We start from the raw sequence: 19,066 nt of genomic DNA on the forward strand, positions 1-19,066 counted from the left end.
ATCATGCGAAAAATACAAACGTTACTTTTACCAATTACATTTTTTTGCATCATTTTCGGTGGTTTTGTCGTGCATGTATTAACAGTGGATCGTCCACAATCAGAGATGGAAAACCGACCATTAGAATCTGCCAACATCACGCCAAGTCCACAGGAAATCTTCTCAGGACAATGGTCCAAACAGGTAGAATCTTATATTTCCGATCAATTTCCTGCTCGAGATACATGGATGCGCAATTATGTTAACTTTCAACGTGTTGTGGGCAAAACTTATTTAAATGATAAGTACGCAGTAGATGATAAAAGCGGCTGGATCATTTCTAAACCAGCCGCAGCAAAAACTGAAGAAGAGCTAGCTTCCTTTGCCTCCGATTTAAAACGTTTAAGCGAAGGGCTAGCCGAAAAAAATATTCCGTTTACATTTTACTCACTACCAGCTAAGGCAACCTACTCTCGTGAGCCAAGTCCAAGCTTTATGCCTGAAGATGCTGGTATTGCCAACAACACCAAACTGCACGAACTTGTTACAGCTGCTGGTGTAGACAATATTCGTCTATATGATGAAATGCAGGACGACTTTTCTGCAGAGCGCAACTTCTTTAAAACAGATCATCACTGGACAATACAAGGTGCATACTCTGGCTACGAAGCACTTATCAATACACTAAGCAAACGACTTGGCGAGAAGATACCAACAATTCCATTTGATGAGGCCAATACAGTTTGCTTACCAAATAAATTCGCCGGCTCTTGGAATAAAATACTGTATATGACCGTCGATAATAATGAAAAAATTTGCTACAACGAGCCCGCTTCGTTCGCAACGCAATTTACTATTTACGACGGTACGATTGAAGGTGGGGTCACTGCACCATACGAAGCAGTATACGGTCGCGCAAAACAGATGAGTCCCGATGCAGTCGTGAACTACGCTGAAGCATACAGTCGCGACTTCGCTGAGCTTACTCTCGTCAACCAAAACTATGACAGCGACAAACATCTCGTCGTCATTAAAGATTCATACTTTAACACCATCCAATTTCACGTAGCAAGTCACTTTAAAACCGTAACAATTTTAGACTTACGTTATTTGGATAAGGACATCATTTCATACTTACAAAACATGCAACCAGATTATGTCGTCCTTGCCTATAACGATCGCAATCTAAAACTAATGCCGGAATAAGCTTCATTGTTCGACTCGCTCATTTCTAGCGGCGATTGCTGCTGGGTTACCGGCGATTCATGGAGTTCTATCGGCGATTCCTGTCGGGCTACCGGCGATGCTCCAAGTTCTATCGGCGATTTCCTCCAGTTTACCGGCGATACTCCGAGTTCTATCGAATATATAAATTAAGAAAAGCCGAATACTTTATTCGGCTTTTTCTTATCTATAATTTTTATTATTAATATCTATAAAAGCTTGAATCATATGTTGACGGAATTGCTTTGATACATATGAATACTTTTTGTTTTTTAACCAAGCGAAACCTACCATTTGATAGCAGTGGCTATTTTTCAAGCGAATGATTTTAGTATTCGCTAGTTGTTCACCTAAAAATGAATACTGCGGATAAAATGTAATCCCTTGTCCTTCATTAACAAGTTGTAAAACAATCGACATTTCCGTTCCTTCAAATACTATGTTTGGTGTAAACCCCGCTTGTAAACAGCATTTCTCAAACATGCTAATAGATTCTAAACCAGATTTGTATCCTATAAAACGTTCGTCTTTTGCTTCTAGTAAATCAATTTCATCAAATTGTGCAAGTCTATGATTTTTAGGAACAATCAAATCTAATCGTTCCTTTAAAACAGGAAGCCATTCAATATCAGTTCCTGTAATCGGTGTATTGGAAACACATAACTCAATTTCCCCACTAATTAGACGTTCCTTTGCTACTGAATCGGGGAGAATGGATTGCTGAATTCGAATATTCGGTCTACGATCATAGAAACTTCTAAATATGGGCGGTAAGATTGTCGAGCTCATCACACTAATAGATACACGATCTTCCTCTATATCAGCCATTTCTAGTACTTCTTCATGTGCCTCTTGTAAGATTTTTAATGCTTTCTCTACTTCCTGCGCATAATACTTTCCATAACGATTCAAACGAATTTTCTTCCCATCTCGATTGAATAAAGGGACACCTACTTCATCTTCTAATTTGGCAATCGTTTTGCTTAATGATGACTGTGTAATATTTAAAGAAAGTGCAGATTGAGACATATGCTCCGTCCTTGCCACAGCTAAAAAGTATTGTAACTGTAAAAACTGCATAGTATTTCCCCTTATGAATCATAATGAATATAGATATAGATTTGAATATATTGTAGCGATATTTGCAAACGATTACAATGATAGCGAATTTCAATAATCTATACTAAACGGAGGAGTATTTATGAAAATTAAAGCAGCAGTTACACCTGGTCAAGGGCAAGATTTTATTATTGAAGAAGTAGAACTAGCAGGTCCAAAAGCGAATGAAGTGTTAGTGAAAATTGTTAGTACAGGTGTTTGCCATACAGATGCTGTTGCACGTGATGCCGCAATCGCCCCACTACCTGCTGTGCTTGGACATGAAGGAGCAGGAATTATTGAAGAAGTCGGTGAAGGTGTAACTCGTTTAGAAAAAGGTGATCATGTTGTGCTTTCATTTGCGCATTGTGGACATTGTGATAACTGTTTAACAGGTCACCCAACAGTTTGTGAAACATTCAACGATTTAAACTTTGGCGGTACACATGATGATTACACACATCGTTTATCTAAAGATGGCCAGCCACTTTCAACATTTTTCGGTCAATCTTCGTTCGGTACTTATGCCATCTCGCATGAACGTAATGTTGTCAAAGTAGATAAAGATGTGGATTTAGCATTACTCGGACCTTTAGGCTGTGGTATACAAACAGGTGCAGGTACTGTTTTAAATAAAATCAAACCAGAGTTCGGCTCAACAATTGCTATTTATGGTGCTGGCGCTGTAGGTTTAAGTGCGATTATGGCTGCAAAAATTGTAGGCTGTAAAACAATTATTGCTGTCGATGTACACGATTCACGCTTAGATTTAGCAAAAGAGCTAGGTGCAACACATACATTTAACGGAACAAAAGTAGATGTGGTAAAAGAAATTAAACAATTAACAAATGGCGGTACAAAATACGCAGTCGATACAACAGGCGTTCCTCCAGTAGTTCGCCAATGTTTACAAGCGCTACGTCCACTAGGCGTTGCAGCAGTAGTTGGTGTAACACCAGAAATGACTATCGATGTGCACAATGATATCATGGCTGAAGGTAAAACAATGATGGGTGTCATTGAAGGTGATTCAGTACCAAATGTATTTATCCCTCAATTAGTGGACTACTATAAAGCTGGCCAATTCCCATTCGATAAATTGGTGAAATTCTACGATTTTGACCAAATCAATGAAGCATTTTTAGCATCAAAAAACGGCGAGGCAATTAAACCGATTTTGCGTATTCAATAATGTTTTAGTGCTTGTTCAAGGTTTAGTGGCGTTTCTCACAGGGTTGTTGGCGTTTCACTCAAGTTTAGTGGCGATTCGCGCAGGGTTGTCGGCGTTTCTCTCGAGGCTACCGGCGTTTCACTTGAGTCTACCGGCGATTCCCTCGGGTTTATCGGCGATTCGCTCGGGGCTACCGGCGATTCGCTCAAGGCTACCGGCGTTTCACTCAGGTCTACCGGCGATTTACTCGAGTCTACAGGCGATTTACTCGAGTCTACAGGCGATTTACTCGAAGCTACCGGCGTTTCACTCCTCTACAAACCAAAAAGCAGTGATTTCTACTATAGAAATCACTGCTTTTATCGTTTCTTTAGTTTTCCGACAATCCATTGACTAAATGGTAGGTATGACAGTAGCTTTGTCAGCCCAATACAAATAACAAGCGTCCACAGCATAAGCAGTGGAACACGCGTCAGTGTGCTATCAAAATGCGCCACGAACCAGCTTGTTGATAGGCGTAAAACCTCCCAATGGATGAGGTAAATCATAAATGCATATTGACTAATTATCCGTACAACTTTCGTCGATGGTATTAACTGTCCCCAAGCAATCACACAAAGTACAACACTTACGACAAGTGGCACTAAATCGAGCCGTCTCGAGTGTACATCTATGTAACCAAGTTGCACACGAATATATAAGAACAGCGCAGATAGTATGACAAAAACAACGGTCGCTCCGCGATACTTCTTTGCCAGCACGGCTAATTGTTCATAATAAACACCTATCGCATATGCTACAGCAAAATAACCGAGCCAACCCGTAAACAGTAAGCGTATAACCATCACATTGTCCTCAAATATTGGATACGGCAATAAAATGATTGCATGATGCACAAGTGTAATCAATACACTAATGGGTAAAAACCACGCAATTGACCACTTGAAACGCTTCATCAGCCCAATCACCATATACAGCTGCATAATGACTACGACAAACCAGCCAACAAACTCGCCAGACACAACATTGTGATAATACTTGTCCCATAGCAAGCCCTTCTGGTAAATTGACTCAACCAATAACGCATCTAAAAAAGCCCACACTAAAAAAGGCACAAAAATATATTGAATGCGACTCGACCAAAAATTAGTCGGTAGCTTTTCACGATAACGATTCGACAATATTAAAATGGATAACACAATAAACGTCGGTGTTGCATAGCAAAGCGCAATTCGTAAAAACAAATACAACGGTTGCTCTGGCTCTGATCCAACCTCCATAATAACCCACGATGATGTATGCAATAGTAAAATGGATAGACATGCCACCACACGTAGTAAATCCCACTCTTTAATCACTACAACATTCTCCTAGTACTTTATATCTCTATTAAGCATGTCATAGAATGTCGATTAATGCAATGGTCGTACTTGGCATCTACTACAGCAAGCTTTTTAACTCATTTCCAAATGTTTTCGTTTAGGATAGCAAATATGAAAAAATTTGAGTCTCTCCATATCTTCCAAAAGATTTGGATTTATAATTTTTCATCCATATAACAGTCAGGTACTTGCCCTAAAAAACTAAAAGCCCACTTCACATCCAATTGAAGTGGGCTACCAATATATTATTCTGATTAATTTGCCATCTGTAATGCCGTTTTTTTACCATAAATCGTTTCTACCCATTCCGGGTGGTCGATAAATGGATTGCGATTACCTTGAACTTCGTAGATTCTGTCGTTTCTTCGTTTTTCAAATTCATCTACGGGATCTTGTAGATGCCATTGTAAAAGGACAGAAAGTTTACCATGATTAGGAGCTGTCCCATTATTAACTTTTTCATTTAATTCAAGGTCAACTTTATCGCCTGGCTCATAACGAGTTGCCATATAAAATAAGATACGTGCTACATCACCTTTTACATTATTAGGCGGCTCGAATGAATCCGAATCTTTCAAGCAACCGTTACAACCCGACACTGGACTGCCACCATTGTCAAAATCTAAATTTCCTCTCGAGCTATTCACTGAAACATCTGTAGGGCGTAAATGATGAATATCTGTTCCTGGTCCATTGCTCGTTCCAAAATTACCATGTGATTTTGCCCACGTATGCTCTCTGTTCCAGTTTCCTACTTTACCACCATTGTTTGATTTAGGGCTTGATTTCCCAGAGTAAAATAACAGTACATTATTTAAATTATTTGGATCTTCATCTGTATATCTTAATGCCTCCCAAGCATCATCATATGAAAGTACCTTTTGTTTAGAAATGATATCGTGAAGTGCTTTTTTTAGCGCTTGACCTTCTTTGTCATAGGCAGCTGCATAATAGTCGTTAGCGTTTACTGTAACACTAAAGTTGGTAGTGATACTTTTCTTGCCATCGGATGCCGTAACGCCAACAATGTGACTACCTTCTTCTAAATTCAGCGTTAATATTTTTCCGTTTACAGTACCTTTTGTAGCTGTAAACGTAAGTGTGTCATTATCCGGATCAGCGAAATGTTCCGTTAAATCAATTGTAATTGCCGTTCCTACACCTACTGTTTTATTTGTAAAAGGTTTTTTAATGATTGGTTGCTTGTTTTCAGAAGGTAAAGAAGGATCCACAATGGGATCCCCTTTAGAATTCGTAAATTTAATTTGTTCAAGCGTTGCACCATTCTTCAGTTCAATCAATTTTAAGTCGATATTGTCGGCGCCTCTAATTTCACTTACATTTTTACCGTCAATCGTGATCTTTTTAAAGGTATTGCCTTTTAAGTCAACAATGGCACCTGCTTGATCTGGATTGATGATAACATTTGTCGTTTTAAAGCCCTCACCGTGAAGCTCAGTATAGTTCCCTTTCAGGAATACGCCTTCAGAAATAACTGATTTAGCATCTAAATGTAATGCCACACTAGGCTTTGTGATTGTTAATTTGTTTGTTTTAAAGTTTGTTAAATTATAAGTGATCTCAGCTTCAATCGGTTCAACAGTAGAACCTTTTTTCAAGTCAATTTGCACCATTACTGGGTCATGGTCACTTGCACGTCCTGCCATATCTGTAAAGTCAGCATTAATATGAAGAATATCAATGATTGTTTTGTCTTTAAGGTTATTAGAAACTAAAATATGATCTAATACTTGCGAATTCCCTTGATATAAATACGTGTAACGATCAGCGTCTTCCGCTTTATTAATCATATTTGTCATCTCAGCACCTTCATGAATCTTAAGAGCTTCAGCAAATTGATAGTCGTTAAAATCACCTAAAGATACAATGTTTGCATCTGCATTTTTTGATTTAATGTCTTTAACAAAGTTATTTACAATCGTTGCGATTTTTTTACGTTGCACTTCACTTCCATAAACCGGTGGCTGTTTTGCTCCGAATAATGGCGTGTCACCAGATTTAGAATTCCAGTGGTTAGCGATAACGACCACATCTTCACCTTGGAATTCAAATTGTGCAGCTAACGGTTTACGGCTACTATTAAATGCTTCATTCGTAGGATCAATTCGACCTGGATTTAGCGTTAATTTACCGTTTTGATAACTAACGGCAGTAGTCGCATCGCCTGCTGGGATACCTTCCTTCAACTTCACTCTTTCTGGATTGTAAAGGAATCCAACACGAATATTTGCGTTAGGTGCACCACCGTCTGCATTATTCACCGGATCAATATTGACATACTTATACTCAACGCCACTTGCAGCTTTAATGGCATCAATCAATCGTTTATAACTTTGATCTGCTTTAGAATCACCAGTCGATTCGCCGTTATTATCTTGTACTTCCGTAACCCCAACAATGTCCGGCGTTTTCATATCGACACCGATTGCGCGTGCTAATTTACGTGCTTTATCATCTGATGTCGACGTTTTATTATTCGAGAAGTTTTCTAAGTTATAAGATGCAATTGTTAACTTATCATCCGCTTTAACAATCTTTGTTGTCTCAGGTTTTGCAGTCCCTTTTACATGTGCTTGTTTCATCTCATCTAATGGCACATAGATTTTAAAGTTTTGATAAGAGTAGCCAACGATACCCGTAATAGGTCCCTTAAACTTATCACCTGTAGCAACTTCGAAATCACGAGCTGTTCCATTTGGTTCTAATCTGAATTGAATACGATTTGGATTTGTCTTTCCTTCCTCATACAAGACGCCACCATGAAGTGTATTCGTTGGTTCACTTTCTAAAACCGTCACTAAATCCCCATGTTCTTGTGGAGAGACAGCTTTGACATCGCCTACTTCTACACGCATACCTTCAATACTTTCCCAAAAATCAATAGCATCAATTGTCGGGTTGAATATTTGAAGATTGTCACTATCAATTTTGCTAAATGACATTTTTAATTTATCAATTTGAATGGCTTTCGGTAATGCTACGCTACTCTTTATTTTTTCTACTTTGCCACCTTGATCATTACGAACATTGATTTGCGTTGTTTTTAAATCTGTTTGGTTGGCATCACTATAGCCATCGTACGCAAATTCATCTACTTTACCTGTTACAGATACTAAATCACCTACTTGAATCGGCCAAGCATTTTTCCCACTATAAAGTAAGATAGCTTCAGATGTATTTGGATTATTATCCGCCAATTCATCAGGCGTTTGAATCGTATAATACGTACTACCGTTTAAAGCAAATGAATACGTCACGATTCCTTGAATACCTTCAACTGTTTTACCCGCAAACGGAGAAGTATGCCCCTCTCCTTGAATATTATGAATCTGCAAGGCATCTGTAATAGTATAGTCATAGGTCATAATTTCACTAAATTTCCCATCACTCGCTTTTACAACTGTTTTTAATGTTGTATTTTGAGTAATCTCGATTGGCGTTGTATATTTCGTACCACCTACAGTTGGATCTGAGCCATCTACTGTGAAGTAGATTTCTGCATTTGCTGTCGATGTAGATAAAGTAACTGCTGTTTTATTCACAAATGTCCCACTTCCAGGAGATGCAATGGCAGGCTTTAACGCTGTACTATCCACTACAATATCCGATGCAGAACGAGGAATCAGTTGGTAATCATTATCGAACTGTTGCACAATACCTGTAATCGATTCATATGTTGTGCCTACAGTTAAACCAAGCGTAGCTGTTTCATCTCGTACTAAGAAATTGCTACCATCACTAGCTGTGAAGTTTGCCCAGCCGCTTCCTTCTTGAACATTTGTAAGCGTGACATTTTTTACAGTAATAAGTTTTGATTCATTGGCTTCCTTTACCTCTGCTCCTGTTACCAGTTTTGCAGTTGGTTCACCAACGCCTGCTACTTTATCGATGAGTTGAGCACTATCTAATTGCAATAAACCTCTGTAATCAGCTAACGTACCTTTGAGCGTTACTTCATCACCAACATTCGCATTTAAGCTAGTCGGACGAACTGCAATACCTCCAGTTGCATCTTGCACAGAGATTGTATTTTTCAGTTTCCCTGCCACAACACCTTTGATTGTTACTGATGTTCCGTTAGCTTTTGCTCTTGCATCAGCGATAGAAAGAATATCTTCTTGTCCAACTACTGTATAATTGAAAGTTTGTACATCACTATTATCTAATCCCTCTGCTACAGCAATTGCTTTTATTGTTGTTGTTTTATCAATAACAATTGGTTGCGAATATAAAGTGCTTTCTGAAGTCGGGTCTGTACCATCCGTTGTGTAATAAATCGATGCGCCTTCCGTTGCTGAAGCTAATGCAATTGCAGTACCAGTCGCTACCGTTCCTGAAGGTGTAGAAGCTGTTACTGCACCTACCTTAACAATCGGCCCTACTTCTCCGCCGTCCATAGAATGACTGCCTATATGTGTAAAGTCATCCTTAGGGTATGCATCCCACTCGCTAGGATTGAATGCATCGTCAATGATTGTATCTCCAGATGTGACTGAGCTTTTACGAACTAATGTGACATCCACACCAAAATTTATTTTAGCTCCAATTGCTTGCCCAATAGAATCAATTATTGCCCCATTTTTTCTTAATACGACTGGATCGTCTCCATTGAAATTAATAACAGTCGAATTTTCTAGATTTCCAACTTGCTTAATAGCTACATTTGCGTCTTTATGATGCACCACATACGTAGCTCCATGTTCTAATGTTCCTGATAACGCCACTGTTTTATCAGCAGTTGCTACGCCATTTGTATGCATCTCTAACGTATAATTTGCTAAATCGATTGTTGCACCAGTACCATTATAGATTTCAATCGCCTTATTAAAACTGCTGCCTTCAATGTATTCTGAAATTATTAAATCTGTTGCTAACGTAGCGGCTTTGGCATTTAAGGGTGCTGCTGTAGGAACAACAGCGCTCGCAATTAGACTTGTCGCTAAAAAAGCATGTATTGGCTTTCTCCAGTTCTTTTTATACATCCAAAAAGTTCCCCTTTCAATATGGACAAACGAGTGTAGTTAACATTAAAATACAAAGCCTCCATCCCACTAGGAGAAGGCTTTGCAATACTTATAGAATTGTATCTCCTGTAACATCGACCCCATCAAAATTAAATAGGTCTCCCGTTAATTGTGAAAGATCAAGATCGCCTCCGACTTTTAGATTGTTAAATGAGAATTGCGCAGGCACAGTACCAGTTAAAATTAAATTCCCTTTCACAACTGCATTTGCTAAAGAAGCAATATTTGAGATACTTACTGTTACATTTCCTTCGTAAACTTTAGGTTGTCCAGCAGTTCCAGAGAAATCAGCTCCATCAACTTTTTCAGGCTGTTGACTATTAGCGACGTCTACGATTCTACCTTCAACTTTCGGATTGACATTCACTAAAGATTTTAAATGCTCAGCGAGATTTTCCCAGTCCGATAAACCTAAATCCGTTACGCGTCCATCTTCATATGCCTTTTTCAAAACATCAAAGCCATCTCCGCCTTTTGCAGTAAATGCATTTGTAGCGATTGTATACGTTTCATTATCCTGAATTGCAATATCGTTATTTTGAGCATCTTTGTAAGTGATTTTGACAATACGTTGCCCTGCTGGTTTAGAAGAATCAAATTCTACCTTTGCACCTGAAACATGAAGGAAACCACCATTTTCAAGTGGATATAGGCTCACACTTTTTTCAAGTGTTTGTTTTAATTCCGCTCCAGTTAAAGTCACCGTTGCTAATGTATTACCAAATGGTAGAACGGAAATAACTTCACCTACCGTTATTGGACCTTGATTAATTGCTGTACGGATACCTCCGCCATTTTGTAGCGCCATAATCACATCTTTATTGTATTGTTTCGCTTTTGCAAGCATGCCATCTGTAATAACATTCCCTAACGGCGTTTCATTTTTACGAACACTCGGCTTTGCCGTATCTCCATTATCACGTGGATTTTCCAGCGCTACTGTTGCAGTTGCACCTGTTTCAGATTTAGAAACCGCATCAACTTGATCTTTAAATGGTTTTAATGTCGCCACAGCATTTGTATCCTCTGCATAATCTGCCACTTTTAATAAAGCCCCATTATGTGCAATGACTACACCTTGTGGGTTAAAGGTAACATCCAATGTCCCTAAGTAATCATTGTATTGATACGCTTGTACAATAATTGTCTTATCTTTCGCTTGTCCACCCATATTCTTATCGACTACAACAGGTTTATCAAGTTGCGTATGGCTATGACCGCCGACAATCACATCGATGCCTGCTACTGATTTCGCTAATATAAGGTCGTTATCATATGCAGGATTATCGTCGTACCCGATATGCGTTAGGGCAATGATTTTATTAACGCCTTTATCCTCAAAAGCTTTAACTGCTTTTTCAGCTTCTTCAATATAGTTTTCAAACGCGATACTACCAGGAGAAGAAATATCTTTTGTCTCAGCAGTAGTTAAACCAAAAATACCTACTTTTTCTCCGTTAATTTCTTTAATAATCCCATTGTAAATTTTGCCGTTTTTCGGATCACTTGAAATTAAATCTGAGAACAGCCCAGTAAATTTATTATCTTTAGAAAAATCAACGTTAGCTGAAACAAATGGGAATTGAGCGCCTTTAATGAAATCTACTAACGCTTGATGCCCTTGTGGACTTGAGCCTAAATCAAACTCATGGTTACCAAATGTCATCACGTCATAACCCATTAAGTTCATAAACGCCAAATCAGCTTGTCCTTTAAATTCATTGAAGTATAAAGATCCAGAAAATACATCTCCCGCATCAACTAGTAATGCATTTGGTTTTTTCGCTCTAACCTCCTTGACTGCTGTCACCTTTCTAGCAATATTAGTTAAATTCGCATGAGTGTCGTTAGAATGCATTAACGACAAATTAAAATTACCTTTGCTATTCCCACCTTATACCATCTCTCTATCTCTCTATCTGGCTTTCGGTTTGGGCCTACACCGTACAAGCGACTTTCATCGCATACGGCGTGCCATCAATAGTAGTAAAACTTATTTCCCCAGTACATATATATGAAACCATATTAGTGTTAATGCACTATTTAAAAAATATTTATTAGTTGTAAATTTATACTATTTTTAGTAATACATGATTATGTAAAAATAGTGCAATTGTTAACTGTAGCTTCACTTTTCCTAAATAATAAGTAGGTAACGATTTCGCTTTTTCGCTACCTCCAACTAGCACTTATATAATGTTGTCAAACATCCTACATTGAACATTTGCTACTAAATATGTTAGTTATAAAAAGCCCTAACATCTGTAGTAGATGTTAGGGCTTAAACTATCATTATCTATTAATGTAAATATATTTACTTAGGCACTGAATATATTAATATTTATTCAAAGAAATCATTTTTGTTTAAACCATCAATTATTAAGTTTCCTTGATTTGATGTACATGTAATTTTAAATTGTGCAGTACCTACTTTTTCTGCATTTGCTTTTACATCTGCATTTTTCAGACGATTATTTATATATTTTACTAAGTCATCAATCGTCGCAAAATTAGAAGCCAAATTAATTGTTACTGTATTTGTTTCATCACTAATTGTAAATGTACGATTTTTAGATGTATCGACATCTGTTCCATGCGCTTGATTATTATCAAAGAAATACGCCCAATCGTTTCCTAGTAATGTAATTGATGCCTGAGAACCTGTAGAAAATGTCCCTATATAAAATTGGTCATTTTCATAATTCCCTGTCGCCATTACTGGGCGAGACATTAACTCCGTATATTGTGAATCGCCATTCGCCATGTCTTTATCAACATAAAATTGTTGAATTGCACTTTCTACTACACTTCCCATCGCTAATCCTTTTGAGAAATCAGTTGATAACTTCCAAGAAACAGTTACAGGAATATCATCCACTCGTGCTCCTTTTTGCACACGAATCGTAAAATCTTTTTTACTACCAGTAAAATCACCTACTGTAACGGGTTTACTAACTAGTTGTGCTTGTGTTGCTTGTACAGTAGAAAAATCTAGATTTGTTAGTGTTTTACTTGTAAAACTCTTTGGCGCCTCTATTAATGTAAAAGGTATATCTCTATTTTCTGAAGCAAGAATATAATTTGTATATAACTCTTTGCCTGGTCTAATATCTTTAGCGAATTTATATTGGTTCGTAGCATCTACTACAGTTGCATTATTACCAACTGTCCAAATGTAGATATTTTCATTCGTATGTGTACTGTTTCCAGCAACAGTTAATGTAGAAGATGAAGTAACATCTTTTCCTTGTGATACTTCAATACCCCCAAATTCGTTACCAGATGTCGTAATGGCATTGACCTTCACTTGTGAACCATTCACTAGCAACCCTGCATCTGCATTTTTAACTGTGACACCATCAAGGTTGACGCCAGTTGCATTATACACTTGAAGAGCGTAGAGCCCATCCCACTTGTTGGCAGTATTTACAGCCGATGCGTCTACAGTAAGGTTTGAAATTGAAACACCTGTTGCATCTAGAACCGTTAACACTGATTTGTTTGGATTTGTGTAAGTCATACCTTGCTTAGCAATTAACTGAAAGTTTCCACCATCAATCTTTTGATTTGCTTGTTTTACAAGAATTTGTGATGAAGTTTCAATATTTTTAGTGAATTTAATGTTGTGAACTGCTGTATTGTTTAGAGCACTTTCTAATTCGGCTTGAGTTCCTACCGATGTAACAACACCCGGACCTGGCTTAACCGTTTCAGGTGCATTTCCGTTAATTACAACATCCGCATTTTTTTCTACTTCGGTAATCGCTCCAGCATTATTTACTGTTGATCCTGCGGTATTTACTATTAATGCCCCAATAGAAGCAGCAGTAGGAATGGTTACTACAGCAGGTCTATTTAATGTAATACTTGCCACACGTGCAGTTGCGCCTAATACAAGTTTTGTACCTGCATCTGGATCATTGAATATTAAGTTATTCCCTGATACATTCTCATTCCATGTGTTTCCACTTACATTATTGATTGTGATAGTTCCAGTAACAGTTGCAGCATTGTTTACCGTAGCATTAGCAGTATTTACTGTTAAATTACCAACAATATTTCCTGCAGAGATATTTAGCGTTCCTGCTGTATTGCTAGAGATTGTTACATCACCTATCAATGTATAACCATTTAAATTTAGGTGTGCTAATTTACTAATAGTGATGGGGCTAGTAGAGAAAGAAGCTGTTAATTTAATAGTGTCTCCATCTTTAACAGTTGAGATTGCTGTAGACAATGATAGTGCATTATTTACATTGAAAGTGGTTGCGCTATTCTCGTCTTATACCACGTACAATGGCTTTCGATTCGAGCCTACACCGGACAAGCGGCTTTCACCGCATACGGCGTGCTGTCAATAATAGTCTGACTATTCAGTATTTATAACTTAAAAAAAGGAGTAACCACATATATGTGATTACTCCTATGAAATTACTGATTGTAAGAAACAAATTTTTTGGGGAAATAAGTTTCTTATTGAACTACTACTGACTAGGTTCCTTCGCTCCTGCTAGTTTTACCCTTCTCATATGTTACCATACAAGTCCAAACGGCTAGCAATCGACACTACTATGAACCTGCTGCCATCTTTTCAGTTTCACAGGTTTTCTACCGAACCTCTTCCGAAAAGACTTCAAACGTTCCATCGACTTGTTCCCTCTTTTTAATGACCTTAGGCTCCCACTATACAATATGCACATCATCCGTTTAACAGTTCCAAATTATATACAGATGACCCAATCATCATTACAGATGACAGAATTATACATGAACCCCTAGCAATTTCGCACGCATAATCGACACATACAGCCTACATGGATTCGTTGTCCTAGCCATAGTCATTTTTTAAAGAGCCCCGCCTTAGGAATTTCACCTAAGTACGACTTCACCTGACTTCATCCCTTTGAGCGGATAGACACTCGCATTGGATGCAGGAGGATTAGGCTCGTGAGCAAACGGAACTGTTTCCCACGCATCAGAACTACCCTGATGAATACAAGCACGATAGTTAGAAGAAGACCCCATAGAGCCAAACTAATTAAAGTTCTTCCTATAGGGTCTAAATCCACTTATTTCACTAGCAAGCTAGTTTATAAAGTAACGTTTCGTTTAGTTTTATTAAGGAGTAACAACTGTTGCTGTAACAGCTAATTGATCAGTTGAAGCTGCTGCTGTTTTTTGTTCGATTGTAATTACGCCATTTACTTCAGTTACTTTATATTTAGCATCGAATGCTTTAGCGTTTGCATTATTAGCAGTTACTTGTGTCGCTAATTCTGCTGCAATTGCAGTTGCTAATTGTGCAGCAGTTTGTGGAGAACCAGGTGATGTATACTCGTAGAAGTTCGCACCAACTGCCACTTTAAATTTAGTAGCTGTCGCTGGAGCAGAGTCTACTTTGAATGAGTATTGAGCTGTTACTGCAGCACCATCAGTACCTGTTGTAGCTAAACCAGTACCAGTTGCAGTTCCAAGAGCAGTAGTAATTTTTGCACCTTCAGCTTTAGATTTTAATACTACATCAGCGCCATCTACAGTTGCAGTTACTGATGTTCCAGCTTGAGTATTAATTGCTCCGGCAATATCAGCTGCAGAAGCGTTGTCAGCTAAAGTAACTAAAGTTGTAGTTACTCCTCCATCGATTGAAACTGTAATGTTTCCAGGTGCAGTTACACTTGGAGCAGTTAGAGTAGCAGTTGATACTTTTGGAGCTACATAACCTCTAGCAGGGTTACCAATAACTGTTGTGTAAGAAGCCGCTGTTACAGTTAATTTGAATGTAGTAGTAACAGTTGCACCTTTAGAATCAGCAACAACAGCATTTACAGTTGTTGTACCCACATTAGTTCCTGGAGTTAATGTGAATTTTGCACCACCAGAAGCAACAGCTGCAGTTGCAATTGTAGCATTGTCTGCATAAGCAGATAAAATAGTTAATGTATCACCATCTACATCTGAAGCAAGTTGTGAAGCTGTAAATTCTACAGGAGTTGCATTAATAGCAATTGTTTGGTCTCCAACAACTTTAGCAACTGGTGGATTATTTGCTGCAGGTGTTCCTGCATATTTTTGTAAACCAGTAGTTGGAGTTGCTACTGATACTGTAATGATTTTGAATGAAATTGTATCTCCATCAACATTATAAGATACTCTTACATCATGACCAACATAGCTATTTAATAAAGCTTCCCATGCTGCTTCTCCAAATACTTCATTACCGTTTGCACCGAAGTATTTGAATGTTTTACCACTTACTCCAGCATATTTAACAGGGTTTTTACCGTCAAACCAGATAGAGTTGCTGTCAGTACCTGAGTCTGCTGAATTGAATACTGTAACAAATCCAGTGAATGAACTTGGAACTTCTTTAGCAGCAGTGAATTTTGCAGTTGCTTCTTTAGAAGTGAATGCGAATTCTTTGTTTCCGTTAATTTCTTTAGCCACACCAGTAGCAAGAACTTTTACAGAAGTAGATAAGCCTTTTTCAGAAGTAACTTTAATTTCACCAGTTTTAGCAACTAATGTATGAACGCGGTTAGGAGCGATTGTTACTCCGTCAACTACTACATTTTCTGCACCAGTGTTGTAAACAGTGTAAGAAACATTTTCAGTTTTATAACCAGATGCAGTAACTACTTTACCACTTTGGTTTGTAAGTTGTACTTTAAATGTTGCAGTAGAGTTACCATCAAATTCATCAGTTTCATCATTACCATCATAAGATACTAATTTAGAACCATCTAAATATGGTGCTTGGAAGTATGAAATTGGTGCAACAGCAGATGGTTCACCTTTGTCTAAGTTTGCATCTGTAGCGCTTTGGTTGTTAATGTCAATCCAAGCGATTGGTGTAGCGTAAGTGTTTACAGCATCAGCTGAAATTACGAAGCTTGCTTCACCTTTAGAGTTTGTTTTAACAGTGATTTTTTTACCGTTATAACCAACTTGTTTACCGTTTTCTACTTTTACGAATTGTGCAGTAGTAACTGTTGAAATTACTCCATCAATATCTTCGTTAAATGCAACGTTTACTGTTTCGTTCGCAGCTAATTTACCATCTTTATCTTTCACTACTAAGTTATATTTACGGCCATTTTCAACACCAGTAGCCGCAACTTCGCCACCATCACGAGTTACTTCAAGTGTGTAAGCAGCTTGAATTGCACCAAATGTTACTTTTGCAGCAGATGCTTGTAATGTATCAGCAGTGTATTTTTGAGTGTATCCAGTTGTAGTAACTGTACCATTTGCATTAGTAGTTGTAACTGGAGTCGCTTCAAATACTACTGGTGTTACTTCAGCGTTAGAACCTGAAACTGTGAATGTAGCTTCACCTTTAGAATCAGTTGTGATTTGTGCAGCACGTGTGTTGTTATCGCTAGTTTGAACTACAGCAAGACCATTAACTGTAACGTTTTGTAATTTATCAACAGTTACGTCAATGTTTTCTTTAACTGATACGTTAAGTACTTTACCCGATACTGGTTTACCAGTTTCTGGGTGTTTGTAAGTTACTTTGTAAGTTTTGTTAGCACCATTGTTGATAGTGTTGCCAGTAGTAACTTCAGTGATTTCTAAAGTTTGGTCAACTGCCCAGAATACATAACCAGTTGAGAATTTAGAACGGTCACCGTTAGCGTATACAGTTACAGTGTCGTTCGTTGCAGCATAACGAGTGTAAGTATAAGAAGCGATACCTTCGTCGTTAGTTACAGCTTCAACTGTTACTGGAGTTTTCACGCCATTAGAAGAACCTGGGATGAAGAAAGTTACTGGGACACCAGCTTTAGATTGACCTTCAGCAACAGTTACTTGTGCTTTAAGTGTTACTTGTTGGCCAAGTTTACCTTGTACTGATTTTTCTACTAAATCAACTTTAGTAGGAACTACAGCAGCGATACCTTTGAATGTACCGATTTTGTCTTCGCCAAGAGATACAGTGTACTCTTTGTCAGCTGTTTGAGCAGCAGTTGTTAAAACAACAACTTTTTTGTTTGTTAATTTAACAGCAGCGTTTTTAACTTCAAGATCAGAGATTAAGAAGTTAAGAGCTTGTACGTTGTCCACTTCTTCGTCGAATGTTACTTCAACAGTAGTGTTGTTTACAGCTTTAACTGCAGCAACACCAGCTTCAGGAGTGTTAATAACGTTTTCGATTGTGCGGTATAAGAATGAAGCGAATTGTCCGCGAGTTACGCTGTTACCTGGGTTGAAGTTAGATACGTTAGTGATACCAGCGTATTCTAAAGCAACGATAGCATTGCGTTGTTCAGCAGAGTAAGCTTTTTCTAGGTCAGAGATTTCAGTTACGAAACCAGCTTTTTTGTAGTCAGCAACTAAGTCTACGCCAGCGATTTCTTTAATAGCACGTACTAAAACTACTGCCATTTGTTGACGTTGCATAGTTTGAGCAGCGTTTAAGTTGCCGTTTGAACCGTTGAATACGCCTGCATCTTTAGCAAGTGCAGCATATTTAACTAATTCAGCTTCAGCTGTTGTTGGTAGATCGTTGAAGCGTTGTTTTGAATTCCAGTCAGCTGGAATTTCTTGGCCTTGTGCTTCTAAATAACGACCTAATAATTTAACCACTTGACCGCGGTTAATTGTTTGGTTTGGTTTGAATGAGCCGTCAGCGTATCCATTGATGATACCTGCATCAGCAAGTGCGTTGATTGCTACCTCGTGGTCGTTACCTGCTACATCTGAGAATCCTGCTGCAGAAGCCACTGGTACGATAGCAGAAGCTACTAAAGTAGCCGTTGCAGCCGTAGCTACGAATTTTTTGTATTTCTTTGGTTGGTTAGCCATAGAAAAATTTCCTCCTCTAAGTTAAAAAATTATGTCTCTACTACATAGTTATGTAGTAAATAAACAACTACACATAAAAGTATAGTTGTATCCCTAAAAGTTGTCAATCATATTTTGGGAAAATTACTAATTCACTTCCGGAAAATAGTGGACATCGAACTCTCTTTTACCATTGTCGGCTATTAGGCGGTTTTTTTCAAGTGAAAATATGCAACTTTTCCAACAAAATCTAATTTTCTACCATTCTATTGTTCATATTTTCTAGAATGATATAAAATATTGGATAATTAAGTTATTTCATAAAACGAAAAAAGCTCAAGCATATAAATGCTTGAGCTTTTTTCGCTTGGGCTACCAAC

The 19,066-nt window shown here is 38.0% G+C and carries 7 protein-coding genes and 1 pseudogene; 2 read left to right on the plus strand and 6 right to left on the minus strand.

The window, feature by feature from the left end:
• The first annotated feature begins 3 nt into the window (after nucleotides 1-3).
• A complete protein-coding gene (locus tag ACIP9G_RS10530; protein WP_401019180.1) occupies nucleotides 4-1,185 on the plus strand; it encodes an alginate O-acetyltransferase AlgX-related protein in 1,182 nt (393 codons plus the stop codon).
• Nucleotides 1,186-1,386: 201 nt separating this feature from the next.
• On the opposite strand, the gene ACIP9G_RS10535 is transcribed toward ACIP9G_RS10530, so the two are convergent.
• Nucleotides 1,387-2,283 carry a LysR family transcriptional regulator gene (locus ACIP9G_RS10535; RefSeq protein WP_401019182.1) on the minus strand — a complete coding sequence of 299 codons (897 nt, stop codon included), beginning with the start codon at nucleotides 2,281-2,283 and terminating at the stop codon, nucleotides 1,387-1,389.
• A gap of 121 nt (nucleotides 2,284-2,404) precedes the next feature.
• Between ACIP9G_RS10535 and ACIP9G_RS10540 the strand changes: the two genes are divergently transcribed.
• A complete protein-coding gene (locus tag ACIP9G_RS10540; RefSeq protein WP_401019184.1) occupies nucleotides 2,405-3,493 on the plus strand; it encodes an NAD(P)-dependent alcohol dehydrogenase in 1,089 nt (362 codons plus the stop codon).
• A gap of 338 nt (nucleotides 3,494-3,831) precedes the next feature.
• On the opposite strand, the gene ACIP9G_RS10545 is transcribed toward ACIP9G_RS10540, so the two are convergent.
• The 5 genes and pseudogenes from ACIP9G_RS10545 to ACIP9G_RS10565 form a co-directional block, all read right to left on the minus strand.
• A complete protein-coding gene (locus ACIP9G_RS10545) occupies nucleotides 3,832-4,830 on the minus strand; it encodes an acyltransferase family protein (protein WP_401019185.1) in 999 nt (332 codons plus the stop codon).
• Nucleotides 4,831-5,108: 278 nt separating this feature from the next.
• Nucleotides 5,109-9,857 (minus strand): endonuclease, encoded by a 4,749-nt coding sequence (locus ACIP9G_RS10550; protein ID WP_401019187.1) that lies wholly within the window; start codon nucleotides 9,855-9,857, stop codon nucleotides 5,109-5,111.
• A gap of 91 nt (nucleotides 9,858-9,948) precedes the next feature.
• Nucleotides 9,949-11,775: pseudogene (locus ACIP9G_RS10555) on the minus strand (bifunctional metallophosphatase/5'-nucleotidase); the annotation flags it as partial.
• A 465-nt stretch (nucleotides 11,776-12,240) separates the two neighbouring features.
• Nucleotides 12,241-14,136 (minus strand): autotransporter outer membrane beta-barrel domain-containing protein, encoded by a 1,896-nt coding sequence (locus ACIP9G_RS10560; RefSeq protein WP_401019188.1) that lies wholly within the window; start codon nucleotides 14,134-14,136, stop codon nucleotides 12,241-12,243.
• Between the two features lie 881 nt (nucleotides 14,137-15,017).
• Nucleotides 15,018-18,707 carry an S-layer homology domain-containing protein gene (locus ACIP9G_RS10565; RefSeq protein ID WP_401019190.1) on the minus strand — a complete coding sequence of 1,230 codons (3,690 nt, stop codon included), beginning with the start codon at nucleotides 18,705-18,707 and terminating at the stop codon, nucleotides 15,018-15,020.
• Nucleotides 18,708-19,066 lie beyond the last annotated feature (359 nt).

This window comes from Lysinibacillus sp. NPDC093197, assembly GCF_044754025.1.
Lineage (GTDB): Bacteria > Bacillota > Bacilli > Bacillales_A > Planococcaceae > Lysinibacillus.

What these genes read in the sequence shown, in the direction of transcription:
- ACIP9G_RS10535 (WP_401019182.1), bottom strand. Translation starts at nt 2,283, where the DNA reads ATGCAGTTTTTACAGTTACAATACTTTTTAGCTGTGGCAAGGACGGAG.
- ACIP9G_RS10550 (WP_401019187.1), bottom strand. Translation starts at nt 9,857, where the DNA reads ATGTATAAAAAGAACTGGAGAAAGCCAATACATGCTTTTTTAGCGACA.
- ACIP9G_RS10565 (WP_401019190.1), bottom strand. Translation starts at nt 18,707, where the DNA reads ATGGCTAACCAACCAAAGAAATACAAAAAATTCGTAGCTACGGCTGCA.
- ACIP9G_RS10530 (WP_401019180.1), top strand. Translation starts at nt 4, where the DNA reads ATGCGAAAAATACAAACGTTACTTTTACCAATTACATTTTTTTGCATC.
- ACIP9G_RS10540 (WP_401019184.1), top strand. Translation starts at nt 2,405, where the DNA reads ATGAAAATTAAAGCAGCAGTTACACCTGGTCAAGGGCAAGATTTTATT.